Source organism: Streptomyces sp. WM6386 (assembly GCF_000972385.1).
Classification (GTDB): Bacteria; Actinomycetota; Actinomycetes; order Streptomycetales; family Streptomycetaceae; genus Streptomyces.
The window spans coordinates 30,741-55,148 of the sequence record NZ_JXTE01000028.1 but is presented as its reverse complement, the minus strand read 5'-3'; the positions used below and the strand labels follow the sequence as shown (position 1 = coordinate 55,148).

Below are 24,408 nucleotides of genomic sequence, written 5' to 3'. Positions count from 1 at the left end.
GATCACCTTCATGACCCGACTCTGCGAGGCGTGTTGGAACGTCTTCCCCAACGATCGAACCGTCGACTTGTCCCAAGTGCGGCGCATTCACACGGATATACCCGACCGGCTACGACCGATGGGTGAGCCTCGCCATGGTGGTCCGTGGGGTCGATCCACTGCCCGGTGAACCCGTCGTGCCGGCGCACCGCATGATGTGCGTGCCCGACCGCGACGAGTTCTGGATCCTCCGCGGAGGCGCGAGTCCAGGGCCCGTGCCCCACTCATGCCTGATCGAGCCGCGACCGGCGGGGAGCGTCGCCAAGCAGGCCGTGAACGCGCGTTTCATCGTTCTGCCAGGTCAGTCGGCATCCGCAGACGCGGTGGTGGTGGAAGCGCCCGCGTAGGTGATGTTCGGCCGGGGTGCCGGGGACATGCCGGCTCCGAGGAAGTAGTCGACGTGGTGGGACTGCATGTAGCCCTTGAAGGTCATGGCGTTGCGGTAGGCGGAGTTGTGGGCCGGCGTGTAGAGACGGGTGTTCGTCGGTTGGTTCGTGGTGAAGATGATCAGTTCGTTGTAGGACGCGTTGGTGTAGACGGCCTCCTCGCGCCAGTCGCCGAGGATGTCACCGACGAGGGTGGGGCCGCCCTGAGCTGCCGTGACGGCGCCGTAGTTCCAGGTGCTGACCAGACGGGGGAGGCTGCCGGTCGACGTCGGGCTGAGCGGGTTCCATTTTTCGATCTTGCCGTCGTTGAGGAGCTCCGTGGTGAGGTCGCCGTCCCACCACAGCCCCAGTTGAGGCCACGGCCGTAGTGAGGTGTTCGGTTCGGTGAGCCGGTTGGAGGGTGCGTTGTACAGGCCCGAGAAGGACCAGACCTCCATGCCGGGGAAGCGTGCGTCGACGTCGGCGGCCATGCCGCGCCCGACGTCGGCGGGGCCGCCGTTGTGCTTCCAGATGACGGAGCCGGTCGAGGCGTCGTAGTAGTACTCGAGCAGACCGCTCGGGTTGTCCTGCTGGACGCCGTAGCCCTCGAGGCCCGGGCGGCCGGGGTCCATGTCCGCGATGTGGAAGCGGTCGCCGTGGATGATGCCCTGGGGGCCCATGGAGTAGCGCAGGGAGCCGTCGCCGTTGAGGACGAACCCGATCTCGGCGACCTCGTCGGTGCCGTCGCCGTTGACGTCGATGGCGCGGGTGTTGTGTCCGTCGGGTGCGTTCTGGCTGCCGCGCAGCCACGTCCATTCCTGCCTCAGTGCACTGCCGGTGAATCTCCAGGCGGCCATCATCAGGTTGAACGCGCCGTCGTCGCGGCGGTTCTTCATGTAGGCGACCAGGCTCGGCGTGGTGCCGTTGAGGTACGCCACCCCCAGACGCGCCCCCATCGGGCCGTCGCTCAGGTAAGTGGTGGGTATGGCGGCCCAGTTGCGCAGTGCTCCGGTCCGGCCGTCGAGGACGGCCATGAACTGTCGCGCGTCGTCCGCGTGCGTCCAGGTCGCTCCGTCGCCGAACCTGACACCGTCGGCGATCTTGAGGGCGACCTCCGCTCGGCCGTCGCTGTCGAAGTCGAAGACCGTGACACCGTCCCAGTGACCTACGTCGATCGCGGAGGACCCCGGTTCGATGTTGTCCTGGTTCTGGCTGTTCGGCCCCATGTCGACGTCCCAGAGGAAGTCGCCGGCACTGCTGTACGCCTCGAGCTTCTGGGGCGAGGTCTGCCGGTCCACCACGTAGTCGTACTCGCCGTCGCCGTCGAGGTCGCCGACCCAGACGAACTTCACCGGACCGCCGGAGTGCAGCGGCACGCGGACCACGGGTTCCGTCGCGTGATCGGCCGTCAACGTGAAGGCCCCGCTGGGCGCCTGTTCCTGACCGCCCACGACCGCGGCCACGCGATAGCTGTTGGACCGCGTCAAGTCGGCCGTGGAATCCGTGTAGTTGGTCCCGCCCGTCAGCACGGCGGTGTTGAGTTTGGTGTACGCACCTTCACCGGTGGACCGGTACACGTTGAAGCCGATGCCCTCCGGGTCCAGGCCCAACAGCCTCCAGGAGACCAGGACCTGGCTGGTGCCGGAGCGCACCGCCACGACCCCGCGTCCGAGGTTCTCCATCACGCGCGCGGCCTGGATCGTCACATCGCCGGCCGCGGCCGGGTCGGGCGAGGCGACGCTTCCCGGGGCGGCGGCCAGTGTGGCGCAGACGGCCAGGACCGCTGAGACGGTGACGGGGAGCCGGTGGGCGGCTCGCCACCGATGCGTTAAGTGCACGACGGTCTCCTTGGGTTGCTCTCGGTTGCGTGCGTGGTGTGGTGCAGTCGGATGCGGACCGGGCTCGGCTGCGTTCGTGACCGCCTCGCCGGCGTGACCTTCGCGTCGATCGGTCGCCAATGAGCCGTCCCGAGTTGAAGCGTTTGCACGGTGGCGATGGAAGCATCGTGATGCGTACGCGTCAAGATGAAACGCATGGCTACATCTGTAGAGTTCAGGCCGGTCTTCGTGCCCTGATCGTCTGCGTGGCCCTGAGGTGAAAACGCTTGCACCTCAGCACGGCATACAGGAGGTAGGACCCCGCCCGACGAACCGTGACGCACGTCCTCCAAAGGGAACCGTGATGGCCGAATGCCGTCTGTTCCCGGTGGGTGAACGCCAATACCGTGTGCGACCGTCGCGTACTGGGGGGTCTCGTGAACGGTCTCCGCACAGTCATCGTCTGCCTTGTGATCGCGTGCGCCACGGTCGGGTCACCGGCCGCGGCTGCGCCGCCTGCCGCCGCCGCGAAGCCGAGCTGGTCAGCGCTGCCCGTGCCGGCGGCGGCCCCGCCGGTGACCGTGTCCGATCTCGCCGCCCGCGGGCCGGGCGAGGCGTGGGCGAGCGGATACGAGCACGCCACCGACGGACTGCGGCCGATGTTGTACCGGTGGGACGGCACGGCATGGAACCGGGAGACCAGCTTCCCCGGCGCCGACGAGCTGGGCTGGCTCGGCAAGGTGCAGTTCGTCGGCGAAGAGGTGTGGATCTTCCACAACCGCGCGGGGACAGGGGAGATCCTGCGCCGGTCGTCGACCGGATGGAGCGCCGTTCCGCTGCCGCGGACTCTGTGGACCTACCAGGACTTCACCGCCGTACCGGGCGCAGCGTGGGTGGTCGGTGAAGACGACACCGGGCTGAAGGTGTTGCACTACGACGGCTCCGGCTGGACCACGCAGTCCACCCCGGACGGCGTGCTCTACCTGATGGGCGTCACCGCGCGTACGGCCTCCGATGCGTGGGCCTGGGCGGACACCAACACCGGGACCACCGTCCTGCGTCGGGACGGCACGGTATGGCGGGACGCGAAGGTGCCGCTGCCGCCGAACAGCAACGTGCACACGATCCTGCTCGAACCGTCCGGCCGGGCCACGATCGGCGGCAGCCAGTACACCGACGGCGTGTCCCGCACCTACCTGATGACCTTCAACGGGCAGGCCTGGCGCACCACTTACCCCTCGCTGGGCGACACGCACACCGAGGGCATGACGCGCGGCCCGGACGGCGCCCTGTGGCTGCCGGTGCGCAGCGACCGTGCGTTCCAGTCGAAGTACGCACGGGTGGACGGCCCCCGCACCACCTTCTCCTACGGCCCCGAGCGCACGAACGCGATCGACGTCAAACCGAGTGCACTGACGAGGGCCGGGTCGTCACTGCTGTCGTTCGGAACCGTCGAGATCTACGGCTCGAAACCGAACCTGATGAGCGAGCGGCTGGGAGGCTGACCATGGCACGCAGACTTCTCGTCGCGGCTCTCGTCGTCGCCCTGACCATCATCACCTTCATGACCACGGCCGCGGCGGAAACCCGGTCCTGGCGACACATTCCCGTCCCGGCACAGGTACGCCCACAGGCCGGACTCAACGAGGCCGTGGCGCTCGGGCCGGAGCGGGCCTGGGTGGTCGGTGCCGACGCCGTCGGCCGCGAGGCGCCGGGCTTCCCGCTGGTGCTGCGCTGGGACGGAACCACCTGGCAGCGCCAGAACCTGCCCGGGATCGGCTGGCAGGGAGAATTCCTGTCCGTCGCCGCGTCCTCACCGACCACCCTCTGGGCCGTCGGCCGCGACTCGACGGGCGGCGCGCGACTGCTGCGCTACAACGGCACTGCCTGGCGCGAGAGCCGGCCGCCGAGTGGTGTCCTGCTGACCCGGGTCGTCTCCGGTGGCGGCGAGACCTGGCTGATCGGCTCACGGGACGGCGCCCAGGCACTGCTGCGCTGGGACGGGCGGAGCTGGCGGGACGTACCGGTGCCGCCGGGGGCCGTGTACGGCCTGCACATCCTGGCGGCGGACGACGTCTGGGCCGCGGGCGAGACCAGCTCGGGTGCGGCGGTGTCGCACTGGGACGGGCAGACGTGGCAGCAGACGATCGTGGACGGGTTCCCGCGCTCGGCCGTGGGCAGCGTACTGGCGGTCTCGCCGACGGAGGTGTGGGCAGGTGGCACGGCCGGGTTCGTCGGAGGTCCGGTGGGCCGGCCGATCCCGCCGCTGCTGGTCCGCTTCGACGGACACGAGTGGAGCCACGTGACCGTGCCCACCGACTTCGGCGGCATCACGTCACTCGCGCCCACCACCTCCGGCGAGCTGGGCTGGGTCGCGGTGGCCCGCTCGCAGAAGTGGGGCCCGCCGGGCAGCACTCCACCGTGGGTTCCCGGACCGGACTTCCTCTCCTGGAACGGACAGTCGTTCGCCGAATACAGCGAACCGGCGGTGGCCGGGGAGGGAGACTCCAGAACGCTACGGCTGGCACCGGTGCCGGGCACGTCGACCGTGTGGTCGGTCGGCCGCGCCGACGGCCCCGAGGGCACCTTCGCCCCGCGCATCCTGCGGTTCGACTGAGATGACCGACGGAGTCGTGTCCGAAGGCCGTTGGGGAGGCTGGTAGTACATCGGGTGACGCGGCAGGAACACCGCCCCGGACCGGCCGCTTGGGGGCCGTCGAACGATGTCGGCGGCGCCAACTAAGCTCCCGCCCATGAGTGAGGCAGACGGAGGTCCCGGCAGACGAGTTGTCGACGGGCGCTTCGAGTTGGAGGCCCGCCTCGGCGGTGGCGGGATGGGCATGGTCTGGCGGGCCAGAGACCTGGTCCTGCACAGGCTGGTGGCGATCAAGGAGGTCCGCCCGCCGGACCGCGATCTCGCCGAGTACGACCCAGAGGCCGCACGGATGCTGCGTGAGCGCGTGCTGCGCGAGGCCAGGGCCCTGGCCCGGATCGACCATCCCAACGTCGTCACCATCCACCACATCGTCGACGGCGGCGAGGGCACCTACCCGTGGATCGTGATGGAGCTGGTCGGCGGCGGCTCGCTCGCCGACCGGCTGGCCCAGGGGCCGATGCCCCCGGCCGAGGCGGCGCGGATCGGCCGCGGAGTACTGGCCGCGCTGACCGCAGCGCACGACGCCGGAATCCAGCACCGGGACGTCAAGCCCGCCAATGTTCTGCTACGGCCGGACGGGCGCCCCGTCCTCACCGACTTCGGCATCGCCGCGATCCGCGAGACGACCAGCCTCACCGCCACCGGCTCCATCATCGGCACACCCGACTTCATGGCGCCAGAACGAATCTCGGGCCACGAGGGTGGACCCGCGTCCGACCTGTGGTCCCTGGCGATGATGCTCTACAACGCGGTCGAGGGCCACCACCCGCTGCGCCGGGGCAGCACCCTGGCCACCCTCGCCGCCGTGCTCCACGAGGACGTGCCGCCACCGGTGCGGGCCGGTCTTCTCGGCGACGTCCTGATGAGCGTGCTGGTACGGGACCCGGCAGCGCGGGCGTCCGCCGCTGTCCTGGACCGGAGACTCGCCGTGATCGAGTCGGAGCCGACGACCGGCCCGACGCCCCCGCGAGACGAACCCACCTCCTACCCCCTGGCGGCACCGTCCACGCCCACGGGCCCTTCGTACCCCGGCGCGCCTGCCACTCCCGCCGCCTTCGGACCTCCATCGGCCAACCCGATCCCAGGACCGACAGCACCTCAATCGGTGATCGCTCCTACCCGACCGCCACGCCGACGCGTCCCGGGCCGCCCCTTGCTGCTGAGCCTGTCGGGAACCTCGCTCGTCGGCGCCGTAGCCCTGCTGTGGTGGCTGCTGCCCCTGGACGGCGGCACCGCCGACCTGAACACGGGCGGCCCCTCGACGCCCTCGTCGTCCTCGTCGTCCTCGACACCCACGTCAGTCTCGACGGCCACGTCGGACTCGGCTTCCACCGGATCGGACTCGCAGGAGACCACGACCGGGAGCATGCTCACCCCGGCTAACATCCGCATTGCCATCAAGGCATTGGAGAGGGAGAGCGGCCGGAAGAGGTTCGGTGATTTCTCCGTCTACGACGACTACGTGACAGCCAGGATCATGGTCGACGGCAGCGACTCCGCGTTCGAGACGTACGACTACCGCCCGGGCACGGGTGCGGAGAAGAGCATCATCGACAGCACCCTGCCGAGTGGCGACAAACCCTTCGCCGTCGAGGACTTCAACTGGGACAGGATTCCCGCCCTCTTGGAAGAGGCAGAGAAGAAGCTGAACGTCAAGGACCCCGAGACCCGCTATGTGCTGGTGCGCCAACCCGACGTCTTCAACCCTTCGTTCGGACTGTCCGTCTACCTCTCGGACAAGTACAGCCGTTCCGGCTACCTGGAAACCGACATCAAGGGCAAAGTGACGGACGTGCACCCGGCGGAGGACTGACAGCTTGGTGCGGTCGCCCGTGTCTGCCGGCTGTCGAGTATCCGCTATGCTTGATCTTGAGCTGGTCGCCAGAACTCCTGGTTTCCGGTTGTGCGTTGGTGGTCCAAGGAAAGACGCCCCGCTTCCTGCGGGGAGATGCAGGTGCAAGGCCTGCCCGGCGCTCGACAACAGAGCCCGTCCCGGTACGTCCGGGACGGGCTCTGTGTATTTCCGGCCTTCTGGCTCCCTGGAGCGGCGTCCCGCTTTCCCGTGACACCACACATCTCGTGCGCGCCTGTGGCACTGTGGAGGTGCTGGCCCGTCGCTCTCCCCCGTAGCGGCGGGCCAGACCTCTGTCACGATCATCAGCGGCGCGGTGTCGGTCGGTTGTCGGGGGCTGTTGGTGCGATGTCGGTGGCTTGTCGGTAGGCGTTGGGATCTTTCCGGAGGAGGCCGGCCGGAGACCACCGGGCGGCCCGATCCCAAGGAGCCACCATGCACACACCCGTCACGATCATCGGCGCCGGACTCGGCGGACTCACGCTGGCCCGTGTCCTGCACGTCCACGGCATCCCGGTCTCGGTCTACGAGGCCGAGTCCTCCCCATCGGCGCGTATACAGGGCGGGATGCTCGACATCCACGACTACAACGGGCAGCTCGCCCTGGAGGCGGCCGGCCTGATGGACGAGTTCCGGGCCATCATCCTGGAGGGCCGTCAGGCGATGCGGGTCCTCGACCGGGACGGGACCGTCCTCTTCGAAGAGGGTGACGACGGCACCGGCGGACGCCCCGAGGTGCAGCGCAGCGAACTGCGCCGGATCCTGCTCGACTCACTCCCGGCCGGCACCGTCTGGTGGGGGCACAAGGCCGACGGCACCCGTGCCCTCGGCGACGGCCGCCACGAGGTGTCGTTCGCGGACGGCACCACCGTCGTCACCACTCTGCTGGTCGGCGCGGACGGCGCGTGGTCACGGGTGAGGCCGCTGCTGTCCAGCGCCACTCCCGAGTACGTCGGGACATCGTTCGTCGAGACCTACCTGTTCGACGCCGACACCCGGCACCCCGCCTGCGCGAAAGCGGTCGGCGGCGGTTCGATGATGGCGCCTTCGCCGGGCAAGGAGATCTTCGGCCACCGGGAAAGCGGCGACACCCTGCACACCTATGTGGCGCTGAGCAGGCCGCAGGAGTGGTTCGCCGCCATCGACTTCACCGATGCCGCCGCGGCCGCCGCACGGATCGCCCAGGAGTTCGACGGCTGGGCGCCCGAACTGACCGCACTGATCACCGACGGCGACACCGCTCCGGTCCTGCGCCCCCACTACACCCTGCCCACCGAACACCGGTGGGACCGGGCGCTGGGGGTGACCCTCCTCGGTGACGCCGCCCACCTCGCGGCCCCGAACGGCGAAGGAGCCAACCTGGCCATGCTCGACGGCGCCGAACTCGGCAAGGCCCTCGCCGCGCACCCCGACGACATCGAGGCCGCGCTCACGGCGTACGAACAGGCCATGTTCCCCCGCAGCGCCGAGGTCGCCATGTTCGAAGGTGCCGAGGTCCACAGCATCGACTCCGAGAACAACACGGCCCAGGGCCTGATCGCCGCGTTCACCCAGGGCAAGCAGACCCCGTGAGCCGTCGGCCGATGTTGCCACGGTGACTGCTGGCTGCCCCATTGCTCAAGTGCCGTCTCCGCTGCGTGACTTGCGCCGCTCGGGTTTCTCTCCGGGGCTGCCCGTCAGTCGTTCAGCGGGGTCGGCGTCTTGGCGCAGAGATACGGACGTGCCAGCAGTAGCCCGGTGCTGGTCAGGGCGATGCCGATGTAGACCGGTGCGAGGTGGGTGAAGCTGGTGTAGTGGATCACTGCGTGGACCACGACGGCGGGCAGGAAGCCGGCGGTCGCCGCCGCGGCCAGGGTCCAGAACACCCAGGCCTCACCCCGCCGCCAGCCCCACGCGCTGAGCAGGAGGATCGCCACCGCCGCGGACATCAGGGCGCCGCCGAAACCCGCACGGTCGTGGGCGATGAACGGCACGAGCCGGGGATTGACGGCTTCCAGCTTTTGCGCGCCGGTGCCCAGGAACGTCAGGTCTGTCGGCACGAAGACGCCGGTCAGACCGACCACGGAGATCACGGCTCCGCCGACGAACAGCCCGGCTCCCGTGACGATCAGGAGAAGCTGGCCGGTCAGCGCCCGTCGGCGCTCCTGCTCCGGCCCTTCGGGAGCCAGGCGCCAGCGGGGTGCGTGCGGGGTCCGGCGGACCCCGGCCACGAACATCGGGAACAGGACGAGGGCGGTGGCCGTGTGCAGGGGTTCCACGAAGCCGGTGGCCAGGAAGTAGAACAGGGTGGGGAAGCCGACGGCCCCCGAGAGCAGATACACCTCGCGGGCCCAGGGCCAACCGCGTCTGATTCCGCCCGCGGCGAGGCCGGTGTAGAGGGCGCCGATCGCCACCATCGTGCCGGCCATGGTGATCCGGTCGTGCTGGAGGAAGTGCACGAGGTGGTGGTTGGCGTGGTGCAGGTCGTGCAGCGTCATGCCGAGGTAGTCGTGGTCGTACCAGAGCAGTACCGGCCCGAGGGTGATCGCCGCGGCCCCGAGCCCGGCGCCCGTCATCCCGAGCCCGACGAGCAGCGCCCACCACCAGGCGGGCCAGCGGCGGGGATCGAGGCCGACGTCCCGTAGGCCTGGAGCGGGCACGGTCGGTGTGGCTGCCTCGGTGACCCGGGCGAACCAGCCGGGTCCGGACTCGACGAGCACCCCGGGCCGGGCGAGCACGACCGTGCCCGGCTTCTCGAGCGCGGCGGCCGCGGCGGTGACCGACGGGTCGGACACGCGGACCAGGTGCGGGTCGTCGCCGCTGGTGAACCCGTCGACATGGGGTTTGAGGGCGGCCTCGACCTCGGGGTCGCAGGCGCGGACGACCAGCGGGATCGTGCGGCCGACGGCGGCCTTGCGTACTGTCTCCGCGTCGGCCGCCGAGACGGGCGCCACCTCGACGACACCGGCGCCGAGCGGGGGCATGGCCTGTACCGCTTCGCGGGCGAGCGAGGGCGGGACGGAGATGCCGAGGCGGACCGTCACGGGTACGCCGACGATGTCGCCGGCGAGCTGCTGCGGCGGATGGCGGTGGCCGAACCCGCGGGCGATGAGTCGCGCACCGGCGGGACGGGAGCCGATCCGGGCGAGCAGTCCCAGTGCGGTGCGCTGTGAACGGCGTCGGCCGAGGACTGCGGAGGCCGCCCGGCGCAGCGGGTGATAGGTCCAGTCCGGCATCAGTGGGTCTCGCTCCGTGTCGCGGTCGTCGGGCCATCGGGTGCGGTCCAGCCGAGCACTGGCGTCATGGAACGCAGGGTCGCTCGCGTCGGGGTCAGCCGGGCGGCGGTGTCGCGCAGCAACACCGCCGGCGGCCACGACAGTTGGCCGAGCGCACCGAGCCGGGCGGAGCGGCGGGTGATGGCCTGGGTACGCGGGCGGCGCAGTAGGTCGTACGAGCGGAGCGCGGCGGTGACGTCCGGGGTGCTGTCGAGGCAGTGCGCGAGGGTGACCGCGTCCTCCAGCGCCTGGCAGGCGCCCTGGCCCAGGTTGGGGGTCATCGCATGGGCCGCGTCGCCCAGCAGCGCGATGCGGCCCTGTACGAAGGAGGGCAGGGGCGGCAGGTCGTACAGGTCGTGGCGGAGCACAGCGTCCGCGGGGACGGCGGCCAGCAGGGTGGGGACGGGATCCGGCCAGGATCCGAACCGGCGCAGCAGTTCGTCGTACTCGGAGGAGGCGGAGGCCGCTCCGGCCGGGAGCGACGCGGTCGCGAAGCAGTACATCCGCCCGCCCGGCAGCGCCGTGTAGCCGAACCTCTCCCCGCGGCCCCAGGTCGCCGCGCCCTCGGCGGGCGGCTGGGGGAGGGGCTCGGTGACCATGCGCCAGGCGGTGTAACCGGCGTACCTGGGTCCGGCCGCGTCGGGCCACAGGGCGCGCCGGACCACACTGCGCAGCCCGTCGGCGCCGATGACGAGGTCGGGCCGGGACCGACCCCCGCCGTGATCTACGACCGGGCGGTGGCCGTCGTCGTGGACCGCGGACACCTCGCTGCCCGGCCGCAGGCTGTCGGCGGGCAGCGCCTGGGTGAGCGCCCGCAACAGGTCGGCGCGGTGCAGGACCATCAGGGGGTGGCCGAAGCGGCGTGCCAGTTCCGCGTTGTCCGTACGGGAGAGCCACCGGCCCCGGAGGTCGCGTACGCCACCCGCGGCCTCGACCGCGCCCAGTGCCGAGACGGCGTCGGCCAGGCCGAGCACCTCGAGCGCGCGCAGCGCGTTCGGCCACAGGGAGATGCCGGCGCCGATCTCGGCGAACTCCGGAGCCCGTTCCAGCACCTCGACACGCCAGCCCCGGCGATGCAGGGCGATGGCCGCCGCGAGCCCGCCGATGCCGCCGCCGACGATGGTCGCAGCGCGCTGCGGCATGGTTCCTCGCTCTGTACTTAAGGGGCACTGCCCCCGCTCTGGTGTCCGTCGAACCGGTGCCCGATTGGTATGCGCCGCGACGCAGATCCGGCTGAGCAGCGCCTCATAGCAACATGTCGACAGACGCCTGTCAACGTGCGTCCCGTGCCCTTGATGCGGCGCCGGGAGCTGGCTCATCAACAGTGCCCTGCCCTGGATATTCGAGTGAGCGGACGGACTGGGCTGCGTAGGGTGACGCGCGTGGACCCAGCTGACTTTTACACCGGCATCGTCGCAGAGCTCTACGGACCGCTGAAGTCCTTCTCCCAGGACCCCGAGCCCTATGCGGCCTTCGTTCAGCGAGCCGGCATGCCGGCACTGGAGCTGGGGTGCGGCGACGGTGATCCTCTGCTCGAACTGCGCCGACGCGGTCTGGAAGTCGACGGCGTGGACTCCTCGGCGGACATGCTTGACCGTCTGCGTCGCCGGGCCGACGAGGAAGGCATCCGTGCGACCGTGTTCCACCAGCGGATGGAGGCTTTGCAACTGTCCCGCCGCTACCGGGCGATCTTCCTCGCCGGACCGACCTTCACCCTGCTCCCCGACGACGACGCGGCGCTGGCCGCCCTGCGCGGCATCCGCGCTCACCTGGCGGAGGGTGGCACCGCCCTGGTGCCGCTGTTCACCCCCGCACCGACACCGGCCGAACAGATCGGCCGCGTCCGCACGGCTGCCGCACCCGACGGCGCTGAGCTTCGCGTGTCCGTCGTCGCCGAACAACGCGACGAGACAGCTCGGACACAGACGACGCTTCTGCGCTACGAACGCCACCATCGTTCGGACAGCAGTGTCGTGGAACGCCCGTGGATCTTGCATTGGTACACCGGGGACCAGTTCGAGAAGCTGGCCACGGCGGCCGGCCTGACCGTGACCGCGGTCACCTACCCTGACGGCAAGCCCGCCCCGGCCGGTGACACCGGCCTGCTGCACTTCCGGCTGCAAGCCGGCTGACCAGGCCGTCACCCTGGGGCGCCCTTCGCGCGGTCAGCCGTCAGCGGCGCGTTCTGCGGGGGCCGGGAGGTCCGGCCCACGTCCGTCAGTACCATCACCGTGCGAGTGCGCCACCTGTCCCCCCATGCGCCGACGAACAGCGAGAGCAACAGGATCGGCGCCTGACCCACCGCACGCAGGATGCCCAGCTCGGTCGCACCGGCGTGCAGCGTCAGGACGGCGAAGAGCGGAAGCACCACCAGGCCTGTGTGTTCCCCGAGTTGGGAGGCGGTCTGCCCCACCCAGAGTCTGCGGAAGTCGCTGTCCCGCCACAGACTGGACGGAACGGGTCGACCGGAATCGGACACAGCGGAGGAAGCGGACGGCACGGGGATCCCTCGGGTCGCCGACAACGAGGCCTGCCACCGGGCACCCGACAGGTACACCGACGGTCCAGGCAGGAGAAGGTTCGCTGTGCCGCAACATCAAGGGCAGCACGCGATGACGGGCCGGTGACGGCCTACGACGTCAACGCGCGCTCGGAAGACCGACCATCTCTCAACTCCTCGTGGGCGACTCGCTGCACCCAGACGCTAGCTGTCGCCGGCCCGGCGCGAAAGGCGGTTTCGCCTGCCTCTCGCGCCGGGCCGGCGACGGCCTACTGGACGAGCTCCCAGTCCTGCGAGCCGTCCGTGGCCGCGGTCTGCAAGGTCAGAGGTGCTCCGTCGGAGGCGCCGGTCAGGTACAGGTTCGTGTTCTTGGCCGACTGCAGTTTGTAGAACCCGTCACTGGTCCTGATCAGGTTCCAGCTGCCGGTGGCGCTGTTGTCGACCCATTGGCCGATCCGTTGGCCGGCCGTCGCGTTGCCCGTCCAGATGGCCGCCGCGCGGCCGCCCGACTTGTTGAGCAGGGTCGTGCCGCCGTTCGGTTCGGTCACCACATGCCAGTACTGGGTGTCCGGGTTGGCCGCCGCGCCGGGGTCCTCCAGGACGACGTCGGGAACGTCGCCGTTGCCGAGGTTCGCGTCGTTGCTGTTGTTCCCGGTACCGATCACCTGGTCGGTCTTGCGGTTGACCAACTGGTAGTAGGCGCCGGCTGATTGGCCGAGGTCGACCTCGGCGTAGGCGATCGTCGAGGTGCCCTGGTTGTTGAGGATCGCGATGCGGCCGGTGCCCTCGACGTACTGCAGGTTGCGGCTGTAACCGGCCGGTGAGGTCGTCTGGTACTCCTTCCATGTGCCGTCGCTGCGTCCGCTCTCGTTGACCCAGACGTTGCCGCTCGCGGCCGCGTTGTAGACCAGGCGCCCGCCGGGCAGCCTGATGATCACCGGACTGCCGTTTCTGGCGAGCGGACGGGAGCCGGAGTCGACCGGCAGGGAGGCGACGTCCGTGCCGGTGGCGGAACCGCGGTAGAACTCCAACGGGTTGTCGGCGACCACGTACCTGGTGTTGGCTCCGCCGCCCCAGTACTCGAAGGGGAGCATCCACTTGCCGTCCGTCGTGCGCACGACGTTCGCCATGCCCGGCCGTCCGCCGCCGATCTCCGTCTTGCCGCCTCCCATGTTCTGGGTCAGTCCGGCGACGTCGACAACGGGGGCGCTCCACTGCGCACCACGACCGTCCCAGGTCCTGTGGGCGAGGATCTGGCCCAGGGAGTCCGTGGCCGTGTCGTTGGCGGGGTCCAGTATCGGGACTCCGGTGCTCGCGTTGAAACCGGTGTAGTCGTTCTCGTCGGAGTAGTAGCAGACGAGTTGGCCCTTGTAGACCATCAGGTACGGCTCCCACAGGGGATCCACCTGCTTGTTCGTGTTCGCGGCGGCGATGTTCTGCCCGGTCGCGCCCGCACTGCCGCCCTGCCAGCCGCCGGTCGCGACGATGTTGAGGACCTTCCACGTCGCACCTTCGTCGGTGCTGGAGTACAGGGCTATCGCCAGGTCCCTGCGGTCTCCGTCGTTGGTCGGCGTCCAGTTCGGGTCGGCCGCTTTGTGCTCCTTGTAGTAGTAGTCGTCGCCCGACACGACGCTTGCGAGGAGCAGCGTGCCCTGCTTCAGGTTCCCGACGTCCTGCGGAAGCGTGTAGAGGTACGGGTTCGTCCAATTGCTCGTGTACTTCGCGTACTTGGAGTCGCTGGAGAGGTACGCGGGAGCCTTGACCTCCGACAGCGGCTGCCACGACGTGCCGTGGTCGTCGCTCTTGTACACGGGGAGCGTCTGTCTGTCGGCGCTGCCCGTCGCCGACACGACCGTGGACTTCTCGAACGACGCGACCAGACGCCCGCTCGGCAGCTGCGCCGACTTCGGGTAGACCGCGCAGTTGCCCCGCCCCTTCAGACACGGTTCACTGCCGAGCTGGTAGAGGATCCCGCCCGTCGGGTTGTACGCCTGCGCACTGGAGGCGGGTATCGCCAGCATCGCTGATGCCGCGACGAAGGTTCCCAGCGCTTTTCCTGCTCTTCTTCTGTGCATTGCCCCTCCTCGGGGGATGACCACGGTGGTGCCGGTAAGAGGTCGGATCAGGAGGCGAGTACGCGGACGTCCCAGGCGCCGAGCTCCAGCGCCGTGCCCGCGGGGAGGGAGGCGCCGGTCAGGGCGTCGGAGAGGTCCACCGGGGTCTGGACGCGGGTGGGCTCCCAGCTCCAGTTGTGGACGATGTGGACGCGGCGTCCGTCGGGTGAGGTGCCGGTCGTGGCGGTGACGGATTCCGGGAGGTCCGTCCACGCGTCACGGGGCGCCGGTGTCATCCAGGCGGCCAGCGCCCGGGCGAGGTCGCGGCCGGGGACGGTGCCGACGGTGGTGACGCGGCCCTCACCGTGGCGGCGGGTGGTGACGGCGGGCCAGCGGCCGAAGTGGGGGTGGTCGTACTCGACGAGGACGTCGGCGTCGGTGACGGTCAGGCCTTCCGCCCAGTGGGTCGCCGTCGCGCCCTCGGGCAGGTCCAGCGGACCGCCGGACGCCGAGCGCACGGGGACCTCTCGTACGAGGTTGCTGAACTCGTCGTACTGCACCCCCGCGGCGTCGACCAGCCGTCCGGGCGCCGGCTCGTGTCGGGCCCGCGCCTCGTGGTCGGCGTAGCCGGTGCGCGGGCCGAGGATCAGGTGGCCGCCGGCTTGCGCGTAGGCGGCGAGCCAGTCGAGTGTCGAGTCGGCGGCGATGTACAGCGCCGGGACGACGAGGACGGGGTGGCGCTGGGCGGCTTCCTGCGGCGTCATTCCCTCCCGTTCGCCGCGCGGGTCGTGCAGCTGGCGGGCGTGGACGATACGGACCTGGCGGCCGGCGTCGAAGGCGCCGCGGTAGAAGGGGTCGAAGATGCGGTGGTAGGCGGTCGGGTCGGGCTCGCCGTCCGGCTTGGCCAGCGGCGGGTACTTCTCCATCAGCCACTTGCTCGGCGTCGAGTACACCATCGTGATGTCGGCGTCCGGTTCGAGCCCGGCCACCAACGGGCCCGCGGCATCGAACTCCGCGCCCAGCCGGGCCAGTTCCGTGTAAGTGCGGCCGGGCTGCCCGGTGTGGGGCAGGATGCCGCCCCAGTAGGTCTCCGCGCCGAAGTGCAGCGTGTGCCAGTGCCAGTACTCGATCATCCGGGCCCCGCGCCCGACCAGCGCCCAGGCGGCCTGACGCCACTGGCCGTCATAGGCGGGGCGGTTGTCCCACGGCATGCCGATCGAGCCGGCGTTGGTCTCGGTGACCAGGAAGGGCTCCTGGCGGGAGGAGAACATCCAGTCCGCGGTCTGGTACAACGCCCAGACGCCGGTGGTCTGCCAGCCCTGCTCGAGACCGTCGGGCGTGGGGTCGGGCAGCAGCAGATCGTCCTGCATGCCGTAGTACGCGTTGCCGGTGGCGATGTCGAGCCGGTCCGTCAGCTCGTCGTCCTCCACCCCGGGGCGCTTGTAGGAGATGCAGGTGGTGACGAACTGCTCGGGCCGGGCGTACTCGCGGACGAGGTCGGCCTGCCAGCCGATGAACTCGGTGACCTGCCGGGCCTGGAACTCCCGCCAGGCGACGTCGTACTGCGGCTGGGCGTTGCCGTCCGGGGTCCACAGGTCGGCCCAGGTCGACAGCCGGTGCGACCAATAGACCAGTCCCCACTCACGGTTGAGGGTCTCGACGTCGCCGTACTTGGCGCGCAGGTGGTCGGTGAAGCGCTGGAAGACGCCGTGGTTGTGGAAGAGCTCCAGGCCGGGTTCGTTGTCGACCTGGAAGCCGATGACCGCGGGGTGGTCGACGTACCGGGCGACGATCTTGCGGATGATCCGCTCGGCGTGGAAGCGGAACGCGGGGTGGGTGAAGTCGACTTCCTGGCGGGCACCCCAGCCGATGCGCTCGCCGGTGCGCCGCTCGCCGGTGATCTCGGGGTACTGGCGGGCGAGCCACGGCGGGACGGCGTACGTCGGGGTGCCGAGGACGACGGAGATGCCCCGCTCGTGGGCGCCGTCGAGGACCGGCTGGAGCCAGTCGAGGTCGAACCGTCCGTTTTCCGGTTCCCAGGTCGACCACACCGACTCACCGACCCGGATGACCGTGACATGCGCCTCGGACATCAGGCCCAGGTCGGTCTTGAGACGTTCGTCGGGGCGCTCGTACGGCTGGTACTCGTGGTAGTACGCGGCGCCGAAGAGGACGCGGGCAGGCAGAGCCGCCATGAAGGAAACCTCCGGGGAAGGGGGAGTGGTACGAGGGTCGCGGGCCCTACTGCTTGACGCCGCCGGCGGCCAGGCCGCTCTGCCAGTACCGCTGCAGGAGCAGGAAGGCCACGACGAGGGGCAGGATCGAGATCAGGGAGCCGGTCACGACGAGCGCGAGCATGTCGCTGCTGGAGCCGGCCCCGCCGTTCTGTGCCTGGGCGGCCCAGGAGGACAGGCCGACCGTGATCGGGTACAGATCCGGGTCGTTGAGCATGATCAGCGGCAGGAAGTAGTTGTTCCAGGTCGCCACCAGCGTGAACAGCAGCACCGTCACCAGGCCCGGCGCGAGCAGTCGCAGGGCGATGGTGAAGAAGATCCGTGCTTCCCCGGCGCCGTCGATGCGGGCCGCTTCCAGGATGCTGTCGGGTACGGCGTCCTGGGCGTAGACGCGCATGAGGTAGAGGCCGAACGGGTTGACCAGGGAGGGCAGGATGATCGCCCAGGGGGTGTTGACCAGGCCCGCCTCCGCGAAGAGCAGATAGGTCGGGATCGCCAGGGCGGTGGTCGGGACCATGACGGCGCCGAGGACCAGGTTGAAACCGAACCGGTCGCCGCGGAAACGGAACTTGGCGAAGCCGTACCCGGCCGCGGCCGCGAGCAGGGCGGCACCGACGGAGCTCACCACGGCGTACATCACCGTGTTGAGCAGCCAGTGCACGAAGACCCCGTCGTCCTGGGTGAAGGTCGCCTTGATGTTCGCCGGCAGCTGCGGGGCGTCCGAGAACCACAGGCCGAAGCTGTTGAACAGGTCCTGGGTGCTCTTGGTCGAGGCGATCAGCAGCCAGAACAGGGGGAGGAGGAAGTAGGCCAGGGCGGCCAGCATGGCGATCGTCAGCGGGGTACTACGGCGCCCCGAGGACGGCTTACGCCGGCTGCGGGTCGCGGACCTCCGGCCCTTGGGCGGGGCGCTCGTGGTCCCCGGGGGCAGGGCGGTGGTGGTCGTCACGGGGTCCTCCTGCGGTTCGCGGTGAGCAGGATGGCGTAGGAGGCGATCACGATGACGAGGCCGAGAAGGAAGGACACCGTGGCCGCGTAGTTGACCTGCTGGCCGGTGAAGGCGAGGGAGTAGGCGTAGAGGTTGGCGGTGTAGGAGCTGCTGATGACGTCCGGGGCGACCTTCATCAGCAGGTTCGGTTCGTTGAAGAGCTGGAAGCTGCCGATGACGGAGAACAGCAGGGTGAGCATCAACGCCGGCTTGAGAGCGGGGAGTTTGACGGACCAGGCGATGCGCCAGGCGCCGGCGCCGTCCATGGCGGCCGCTTCGTACAGCTCGGTGGGGATGGTGCGCAGGGCGGCGTACAGGATGATCATGTTGTAGCCGACGAACTCCCAGGTCACGATGTTCGCGAGGCTGCCGAGCATCCAGCCCTCGCTGAGGAACTGCGGCACCGGCAGGTCCAGGTCCCGGCTCAGCTGGGCGAACGGGCCGAAGTCCGGGCCGTACAGATAGCCCCACATGAGCGCGGCGACCACGCTGGGCACCGCGTACGGCACGAAGATGCCCAGCCGGATCACCCGGGCCAGCCGCAGCAGTCCGCTGTCGAGCGCGAGGGCGAACAGCAGGGCGAGCAGCAGCATCACCGGGACCTGGATCACGAAGAACAGCGCGACGCGTCCGACGCCATGGATGAGCTGCGGGTCCTGGACGGCCTTGACGTAGTTGTCCAGCCCGACGAACGCCGTGCCGCCGATGAGGCGTTCCTGGAAGAGGCTGAGGTAGGCGGCGTAGCCGAGCGGGGCGAGGAAGAGCAGGAGGAAGAGCACCATGAACGGTGCGACGAACAGCGGCCCTGCCGTACGGCGCCTGCCCTTGGCGGGGGCGGCGGTGGTGGCAGCCATCTCAGCTCCCCTTGACGGTGAAGCCCTGGCCCTTGGCGTACGTCGTCAGTCGCGACTGCCATGTGCCCAGCGCGCGGACGGTGTCGGTCCTGTCGGCGAGGGACTTGCCGACCGTCTCTGTCCAGTCGGTGGCCGCCTGGTCGAGGAACGGCGGCCACTGGAAGGAGGAGTTGACCGTGGAACTGATGTCGGCGAACAGCTGGTTGACCTTCTGGCCGCCGTAGAACGACGGCGCCTGGCCGACGAACTCGGCGTCCGTGAGCAGGGCCTTGGTCGCCGGGAAGAAGAACTGCTCGGTGGCGAACATACGAGCGCTGGCCGGGTCGGAGTTCAGGAACTTCGCGAACTCGGCTGCCACGATGGGGCTCTTGGTCGAGCGGATGACCGCGGTGGTCGAGCCGCCCCAGTTGCCCGAACTGGGCTTGGCGGAGTCCCACTGCGGCAGCGGGGCCGCCCGCCACTTGCCCGCGGTGGCCTTGGCGGAGCCGGAGAGGAAGACGGGCCCCCAGGCCGCGGTGAGCCAGGTGGCGTACTTGCCCTTGTTGAGAGCCGCGTACCAGGCGTCGGTGAAGTCCGGCTCTACACCGATGACTCCCTCCTTCGCGAGCCCGCCCCAGTACTCGCCGAGCTTGCGGGAGACGGCGTCGTCGACGCTGATGGCGATGTCGCTCTTGCCGGAGGTCACATAGGGCTTGGCGCCCGCCTGCCACTGCAGGCCGTGCCAGGCCGCGGGCTGGTTCGCCGCGAGGTTGGTGAGGTAGACGTCGGGGTCGGCCTTGTGGAGCTGGCGGGCCGCCGCGGCGAACTCGTCCCAGGTCCCCGGGACTTCGATGCCGTGCTGGTCGAAGATGTCCTTGCGGTACAGCATGCCCATCGGGCCGGTGTCCTGGGGGATCGCCCAGATCTCACCCTCGCTGCCGCTGACCTGGCCCCAAGTCCAGTCGACGAACTGGCCCTTGAGGGCGGAGGCACCGTAAGGGCGCAGGTCCAGGAGACTGTTGGTGATCGTGAAGGTCGGGATGGCCTGGTACTCGATCTGCACCATGTCCGGGGCGCCGCTTCCGGCCTTCAGCGCTGTACGCAACTTGGTGTACTGCGGGGTGCCCTGGCCGGCGTTGACGATCTTGACCTTGACGGCCGGGTACTTCTTCTCGAAGAGGGCGACCTCCTTGGCGATGTTCGGGACCCAGGTCCAGAACGTCAGCTCGGTCGGCGTCTTCATCGCCTTGTCGATGTCGGCCTGGCTGACCGGTTTAGCGGCCGCGGAGGAACCGCCGGAGTCACCGCCGCCGCACGCCGTGAGGGCGGCGCCGAGCGACAGGGCGCCCGTCGCGGTGAGGAACAGACGACGGTTCATGGAGGAGGAGCTGGCGAAGGATCCGGATGTGGGCATGGTGAACTCCCGCCGATGGCGAAGGGACAGCACGCCGGGGGAGGGCGTGCGGAATGGGGGTGCTGAGGGCGAATACAGGTGTGGGCGCGACGATCTGGACGTCGAAGCCGACGGGTTCGGGAAGCGCGGTTGCGTGGGCTGCGCCCGTGTACGGCACGCAGGTGTGTGCGGGGAGGGCCGCAGCGCGCTGCGGCCATGCGGCTCGAGAGTCGCTGGGCGGAGGGGGAATGCGCGCGTCGTCCGGGTGGCGGGGTCGTCCGCAGTGGCGGGGACGCGGTCGGGCTGGGCAGGGGCTGAGCTACGGCCGGTACGACCGCCCAGGCCCTGGGCATGCGCCGGGTCCGGGCTCTGGAGCCCGAACTGATCGGTGCCGTTCAGCGGCGGGTGGACGAGCCTTTCTCAGGGAGCGAGTGAGCGGACACCTCTCCAGGGGATCGGGAGGCGCTATGTCGTCGGCGTCCCGGTGGCGTCCGGGGCGGCGGGGGCTGGGTCGAAGCACGCACGATGAGGTCGACCGGCGGATCGCTCGCCGGCAGAGCCTCGGCCTGCGGGTTGTCGATGGCGTGCACGAGTCGCTTGAGCCCCTCCTGCGCCACCGTGTCGAACGGCTGTCGCACCGTGGTCAGTGGAGGAGTCACATAGGCGGCGACCGGGATGTCGTCGAAGCCGACGACGCTGACGTCCTGCGGCACACTCCGGCCGGCTTCCGCCAGAGCCCGGATCAGACCGATCGCCATGTCGTCGTTGGCGGCGAACACCGCCGTCACCTCGGGGTCGGCGGCCAGCTCCCGGCCCGCCGCGTAGCCGGAGGCGGCCGACCAGTCGCCCTCGATGACCGGCGGCTCGTCCCTGCCGTGTGCGGCCAGTGCCGACCGCCATCCCTCGAGACGGTCCTTGGCGGCGTACCACCGCTGGGGGCCGGCGAGGTGGTGGACCGTCGAGTGCCCCAGGTCCAGCAGATGCTCGACGACCGCCCGTGCCATCCGGTCGGCGCCGCGTCCCCCGAACAACACCGTGGAGGCCGCCAAGGGCTGCGGCGCGCCGAGAACCAGAATCGGCACGTCGACGCGGAGGGGTTCGGCTTCGCCGCCACCCGGCTCGTCGATCGGCTCGGAGATGACGATGCCGTCCACGCCCTGGTCGAGGAGCGAGCCGACGGCGCCGGCGAGGCCCGCCGGGTCGCCTTCCATCGTGTTGACCACGCGGAGCGCGTAGCCGGTGTCCCGGACGACCCGCTCCACACCCATGAGCAGTGAGGCGGGACCGTACAGGGCCGTGCCCAGGGTCACCACGCCGATCGAGCGGGTCCGCCCGGAGGCCAGTGCCCGGGCGGCGTTGTTGCGCCGGTAGCCGAGCTGTTCGGCGGCGCCGAGGACGCGTCGGCGTACGTCGGCGGAGACGTACGGCTCGTCGTTGAAGACCCTCGACACCGTTTTCTGCGAGACGCCGGCCACCCGGGCCACGTCCACACTGCGCGGCGCGCCGGGGCTTCCGTCCCGTCCAGTCCCTCGCGTCATGACGTCTCCCGATGGCCGCACGATCGAGCCCGATCCAGCCGGACGCCGTTCGTCTGACTGCGCGGTCATGTCTACGCAGTCATACGGTGGCCGTCAAGAGCTCGGAACGTATCCGTAACGTTCCGCCGGAGCCGGGCCGCCGACAGGATCGGGGCCGGGGCGGCGGACAACCGGCGCCGACGGTGGCGTGGGGCGACCTGTCACCCCCTGGAACGCCGACTTCCGGCATGGCACGGTCTGGTATGAGACGGGGACTCTGACCAGGCCTGATGTCGATGGAAGAGCGTCTTACGCCAACGGGAGCCCTCGCGCCTCGACCTGGTCAGGCCCGCCCGTCACCTGTCGGCGTGCGGGGAGACCGGGGTAGTTCCACGCTGACGCTGATCCCGCCCGCGGAGCGCGGGGTGAGCGTGAGTGTTCCGTCGTGCGCTTGGGTGATGGTGTTGACGATGGCCAGGCCGAGGCCGACGCCTGCGTGATCGGTGTGGATGCGTTCCGTGCCGCGCCGGAACGGTGCGGTGAGCGTGGAGACCACCTGTGGGGTGAGCTTCTCGCCGGTGTTCTCGACCGTGAGCACCACGGTCTCGGTGCGGACGCTGGTGTTCACCGACACGGTGCCCTGTCCCGGCAGGTTGTGGACGATCGCGTTGTGTACGAGGTTCATGCTCAGCTGTAGCAGCAGCGCGTGTGAGCCGTCGGTGGGGGCGATGTCGCCGGAGGTCTCGATGGTGACGCCGAGCTTTTCTGCCAGGGGGAGGAGGGTCTCGGTGGCTTCTTCCGCCAGGAGGGACAGGTCGACGTGTTCTCGGGTGAAGGAGCGCTGGCCGGCGCGGCTGAGCAGGAGCAGCGCCTCGGTGAGGTCGATCGCTCGGGTGTTGACGGCGTGGAGGCGCTCGATGATCTCGCCGGTGTCGCGTGCCGGATCGGTGCGGGCCACGTCGAGAAGCGACTTCGTGATCGCGAGCGGGGTGCGCAACTCGTGAGAGGCGTTGGCTGCGAATCTGCGCTGTTCGGCGACGTGTTCCTCCAGGCGGGCGAGCATGGTGTCGAAGGCGTCGGCGAGCTCGCGGAACTCGTCCTTGCGGCCCGGCAGCAGAACCCGGTGGGAGAGCGATCCGGTCGAGGCCAGGCGGGTTGCTTCGGTGATGCGGGTCAGCGGGGCGAGCATCCGGCCGGCGAGGAGCCACCCTCCCACGAGACCGAACACCAGCAGGAACGCCAGCACCGCGACCGCCCTCGGAGCGAAGATGTGCAGAAGGACGGACCGGATGGGAAAGACACCGCCTGTGGGCCTGTCGTCGGGGTTGTAGAGCATCGCGCGGTCGGGGACGTAACGGAGGAGGAAGACCCACACCGCCGTGAGCAGCAGGGCGCCGGCGACCATGAGGAATCCGGCGTAGCTGAGGGTGAGCTTGAGGCGAACGCTCACACCAGGCGCTCTATCCATGCTCCCGCCCCTCGTGTCCGGCCTCCGGCTGGGCGTCGATGCGATAGCCGACGCCTGGCACGGTGGCGATGATCCAGGGTTCGCCGAGACGCTTGCGCAGTGCCGAGACGGTGATGCGCACGGCGTTGGTGAACGGGTCGGCGTTCTCGTCCCAAGCGCGTTCCAGGAGTTCTTCGGCGCTGACGACACCGCCGTCGGCGGCGACGAGGACTTCGAGCACCGCGAACTGCTTCCTGGTCAGCGCGACATAGCGGCCGTCGCGGTAGACCTCTCGGCGGAACGCGTTGAGCCGCAGCCCCGCGATCTCCTGCACGGGAGGCCTGTTGTGGGCACGTCTGCGGTCCAGCGCTCTGAGCCTGAGCGCGAGTTCCTGGAGTGCGAAGGGCTTGGTGAGGTAGTCGTCGGCGCCGAGTTCGAAGCCGGAGGCCTTGTCGTCGAGTCGGTCGGCCGCGGTGAGCATGAGGATGGGCATGCCGCTGCCGGAGGCGACGATGCGTTTGGCGATCTCGTCACCGGACGGTCCGGGGACGTCACGGTCGAGGACGGCGATGTCGTAGGTGTTGATGCTCAGCAGTTCCAGCGCGGTGTCGCCGTCACCTGCGAGGTCGGCCGCGATCGCTTCCAGACGCAGGCCGTCACGGATGGCCTCAGCCAGATAGGGCTCGTCCTCGACAATCAGCACACGCATGCTCCGAGGCTACGAGTCGGCGCCTATCGTCGGCATATCGAAAACCGCATACGTGCCGACAACACCGTGCTGCCTTGACTGTCGGTATGACGCGAACCCCACCATCAGCACGAACACGGACCCACCGGATGCGATGGTTCCTTGTCGTCGGCCTGTTCGTCGCCTTGGCGGGGCTCACCGCGGCCCTCGGCCACCAGGTGACGAAGTCCTCGTCATCCTCGCCCCCCTTACCCCCCTCGACCGCATCACTCACGAGTCCTCATCGCAGTGAGCACCGTGGTGCGCTCGGCGAGGCCGGCGGTGTCGTCCCCGACGGCGTGACGGTCTTCGACGACGCGATTCCGGCCGTGACCAACCTCGATCCGGATCTGCTCAAGGCTCTCCGCGAGGCTGCGACGGCTGCCGCCGACGACGGCGTGGCGTTCTACGTCAACAGCGGCTGGCGTTCCCCCGAGTACCAGGATCAGCTTCTTCGTGAGGCGGTCTCGGAGTACGGATCCGAAGAGGAAGCCGCCCGATGGGTGGCCACCGCCGCGACATCTCCCCATGTGTCGGGGGACGCGGTCGACATCGGGCGCTCCGATGCGTCGGCGTGGCTGTCCACGCACGGCGCCGAGTACGGGCTGTGCCAGATCTACGAGAACGAACCCTGGCATTACGAACTGCGTACCGAGGCGATCGACCGGGATTGCCCCCGCATGTATGCCGACCCCACCCAGGACCCCAGGATGCAGCAGTGACCAGCAGTGA

17 protein-coding genes and 1 pseudogene are annotated in these 24,408 nt (G+C 69.7%); 6 read left to right on the top strand and 12 right to left on the bottom strand.

Annotated features, from left to right (window positions below):
• Nucleotides 1-340: 340 nt before the first annotated feature.
• Nucleotides 341-2,242, bottom strand: coding sequence for a hypothetical protein (locus tag TN53_RS19000; RefSeq protein ID WP_234441636.1), 1,902 nt, complete (start codon nucleotides 2,240-2,242; stop codon nucleotides 341-343).
• A gap of 416 nt (nucleotides 2,243-2,658) precedes the next feature.
• Here TN53_RS19000 and TN53_RS18995 point away from each other — a divergent pair, with 416 nt between their 5' ends.
• From TN53_RS18995 to TN53_RS18980, 4 genes are all read left to right on the top strand, one after another.
• A complete protein-coding gene (locus TN53_RS18995) occupies nucleotides 2,659-3,726 on the top strand; it encodes a hypothetical protein (protein ID WP_046259760.1) in 1,068 nt (355 codons plus the stop codon).
• A 2-nt stretch (nucleotides 3,727-3,728) separates the two neighbouring features.
• Nucleotides 3,729-4,838: a hypothetical protein gene (locus tag TN53_RS18990; protein WP_046259734.1), complete on the top strand. Its 1,110-nt coding sequence runs from the start codon at nucleotides 3,729-3,731 to the stop codon at nucleotides 4,836-4,838.
• Nucleotides 4,839-4,974: 136 nt separating this feature from the next.
• Nucleotides 4,975-6,690 carry a serine/threonine protein kinase gene (locus tag TN53_RS18985; RefSeq protein WP_046259733.1) on the top strand — a complete coding sequence of 572 codons (1,716 nt, stop codon included), beginning with the start codon at nucleotides 4,975-4,977 and terminating at the stop codon, nucleotides 6,688-6,690.
• Nucleotides 6,691-7,164: 474 nt separating this feature from the next.
• Nucleotides 7,165-8,301, top strand: a complete 1,137-nt coding sequence (locus tag TN53_RS18980; RefSeq protein ID WP_046259732.1) for an FAD-dependent oxidoreductase — start codon at nucleotides 7,165-7,167, stop codon at nucleotides 8,299-8,301.
• A 104-nt stretch (nucleotides 8,302-8,405) separates the two neighbouring features.
• Here the strand turns inward: TN53_RS18980 and TN53_RS18975 are convergent, their stop codons facing one another.
• A complete protein-coding gene (locus TN53_RS18975; RefSeq protein ID WP_046259731.1) occupies nucleotides 8,406-9,944 on the bottom strand; it encodes a hypothetical protein in 1,539 nt (512 codons plus the stop codon).
• A complete protein-coding gene (locus TN53_RS18970; RefSeq protein ID WP_046259730.1) occupies nucleotides 9,944-11,125 on the bottom strand; it encodes an FAD-dependent monooxygenase in 1,182 nt (393 codons plus the stop codon). The genes TN53_RS18975 and TN53_RS18970 overlap by 1 nt, the downstream gene beginning before the upstream one ends.
• Before the next feature lie 240 nt (nucleotides 11,126-11,365).
• On the opposite strand from TN53_RS18970, the gene TN53_RS18965 reads away from it, so the two are divergent.
• A complete protein-coding gene (locus TN53_RS18965) occupies nucleotides 11,366-12,115 on the top strand; it encodes a class I SAM-dependent methyltransferase (protein WP_046259729.1) in 750 nt (249 codons plus the stop codon).
• Nucleotides 12,116-12,186: 71 nt separating this feature from the next.
• Here the strand turns inward: TN53_RS18965 and TN53_RS45210 are convergent.
• From TN53_RS45210 to TN53_RS18920, 9 genes and pseudogenes are all read right to left on the bottom strand, one after another.
• Nucleotides 12,187-12,483 (bottom strand): annotated as a pseudogene (locus tag TN53_RS45210) (MFS transporter); the annotation flags it as partial.
• 269 nt (nucleotides 12,484-12,752) lie between these two features.
• Complete coding sequence (locus TN53_RS18955; RefSeq protein WP_046259727.1) at nucleotides 12,753-14,558, bottom strand: RICIN domain-containing protein; 1,806 nt, start codon at nucleotides 14,556-14,558, stop codon at nucleotides 12,753-12,755.
• 47 nt (nucleotides 14,559-14,605) lie between these two features.
• Entirely contained in the window at nucleotides 14,606-16,732 is a 2,127-nt protein-coding gene (locus TN53_RS18950) for a beta-galactosidase (protein ID WP_046259726.1), read from the bottom strand.
• Between the two features lie 46 nt (nucleotides 16,733-16,778).
• Complete coding sequence (locus TN53_RS18945) at nucleotides 16,779-17,720, bottom strand: carbohydrate ABC transporter permease (RefSeq protein ID WP_046259725.1); 942 nt, start codon at nucleotides 17,718-17,720, stop codon at nucleotides 16,779-16,781.
• Complete coding sequence (locus TN53_RS18940) at nucleotides 17,717-18,613, bottom strand: carbohydrate ABC transporter permease (protein ID WP_046259724.1); 897 nt, start codon at nucleotides 18,611-18,613, stop codon at nucleotides 17,717-17,719. Before TN53_RS18940 ends, TN53_RS18945 begins: the two co-directional genes overlap by 4 nt.
• 1 nt (nucleotide 18,614) lies before the next feature.
• Nucleotides 18,615-20,006 carry an ABC transporter substrate-binding protein gene (locus tag TN53_RS18935; RefSeq protein WP_046259723.1) on the bottom strand — a complete coding sequence of 464 codons (1,392 nt, stop codon included), beginning with the start codon at nucleotides 20,004-20,006 and terminating at the stop codon, nucleotides 18,615-18,617.
• Nucleotides 20,007-20,380: 374 nt separating this feature from the next.
• Nucleotides 20,381-21,475 carry a LacI family DNA-binding transcriptional regulator gene (locus TN53_RS18930; RefSeq protein ID WP_046259722.1) on the bottom strand — a complete coding sequence of 365 codons (1,095 nt, stop codon included), beginning with the start codon at nucleotides 21,473-21,475 and terminating at the stop codon, nucleotides 20,381-20,383.
• Between the two features lie 370 nt (nucleotides 21,476-21,845).
• Complete coding sequence (locus tag TN53_RS18925; RefSeq protein WP_046259721.1) at nucleotides 21,846-22,970, bottom strand: sensor histidine kinase; 1,125 nt, start codon at nucleotides 22,968-22,970, stop codon at nucleotides 21,846-21,848.
• Nucleotides 22,963-23,658 (bottom strand): response regulator transcription factor, encoded by a 696-nt coding sequence (locus tag TN53_RS18920; RefSeq protein WP_046259720.1) that lies wholly within the window; start codon nucleotides 23,656-23,658, stop codon nucleotides 22,963-22,965. The genes TN53_RS18925 and TN53_RS18920 overlap by 8 nt, the downstream gene beginning before the upstream one ends.
• Before the next feature lie 128 nt (nucleotides 23,659-23,786).
• Between TN53_RS18920 and TN53_RS18915 the strand changes: the two genes are divergently transcribed.
• Nucleotides 23,787-24,398 carry a M15 family metallopeptidase gene (locus tag TN53_RS18915; protein WP_234441635.1) on the top strand — a complete coding sequence of 204 codons (612 nt, stop codon included), beginning with the start codon at nucleotides 23,787-23,789 and terminating at the stop codon, nucleotides 24,396-24,398.
• The last annotated feature ends 10 nt before the right edge of the window (nucleotides 24,399-24,408 follow it).

What these genes read in the sequence shown, in the direction of transcription:
- TN53_RS18990 (WP_046259734.1), top strand. Translation starts at nt 3,729, where the DNA reads ATGGCACGCAGACTTCTCGTCGCGGCTCTCGTCGTCGCCCTGACCATC.
- TN53_RS18985 (WP_046259733.1), top strand. Translation starts at nt 4,975, where the DNA reads ATGAGTGAGGCAGACGGAGGTCCCGGCAGACGAGTTGTCGACGGGCGC.
- TN53_RS18980 (WP_046259732.1), top strand. Translation starts at nt 7,165, where the DNA reads ATGCACACACCCGTCACGATCATCGGCGCCGGACTCGGCGGACTCACG.
- TN53_RS18975 (WP_046259731.1), bottom strand. Translation starts at nt 9,944, where the DNA reads ATGCCGGACTGGACCTATCACCCGCTGCGCCGGGCGGCCTCCGCAGTC.
- TN53_RS18970 (WP_046259730.1), bottom strand. Translation starts at nt 11,125, where the DNA reads ATGCCGCAGCGCGCTGCGACCATCGTCGGCGGCGGCATCGGCGGGCTC.
- TN53_RS18955 (WP_046259727.1), bottom strand. Translation starts at nt 14,558, where the DNA reads ATGCACAGAAGAAGAGCAGGAAAAGCGCTGGGAACCTTCGTCGCGGCA.
- TN53_RS18950 (WP_046259726.1), bottom strand. Translation starts at nt 16,732, where the DNA reads ATGGCGGCTCTGCCTGCCCGCGTCCTCTTCGGCGCCGCGTACTACCAC.
- TN53_RS18940 (WP_046259724.1), bottom strand. Translation starts at nt 18,613, where the DNA reads ATGGCTGCCACCACCGCCGCCCCCGCCAAGGGCAGGCGCCGTACGGCA.
- TN53_RS18935 (WP_046259723.1), bottom strand. Translation starts at nt 20,006, where the DNA reads ATGCCCACATCCGGATCCTTCGCCAGCTCCTCCTCCATGAACCGTCGT.
- TN53_RS18925 (WP_046259721.1), bottom strand. Translation starts at nt 22,970, where the DNA reads ATGGATAGAGCGCCTGGTGTGAGCGTTCGCCTCAAGCTCACCCTCAGC.
- TN53_RS18920 (WP_046259720.1), bottom strand. Translation starts at nt 23,658, where the DNA reads ATGCGTGTGCTGATTGTCGAGGACGAGCCCTATCTGGCTGAGGCCATC.
- TN53_RS18915 (WP_234441635.1), top strand. Translation starts at nt 23,787, where the DNA reads ATGCGATGGTTCCTTGTCGTCGGCCTGTTCGTCGCCTTGGCGGGGCTC.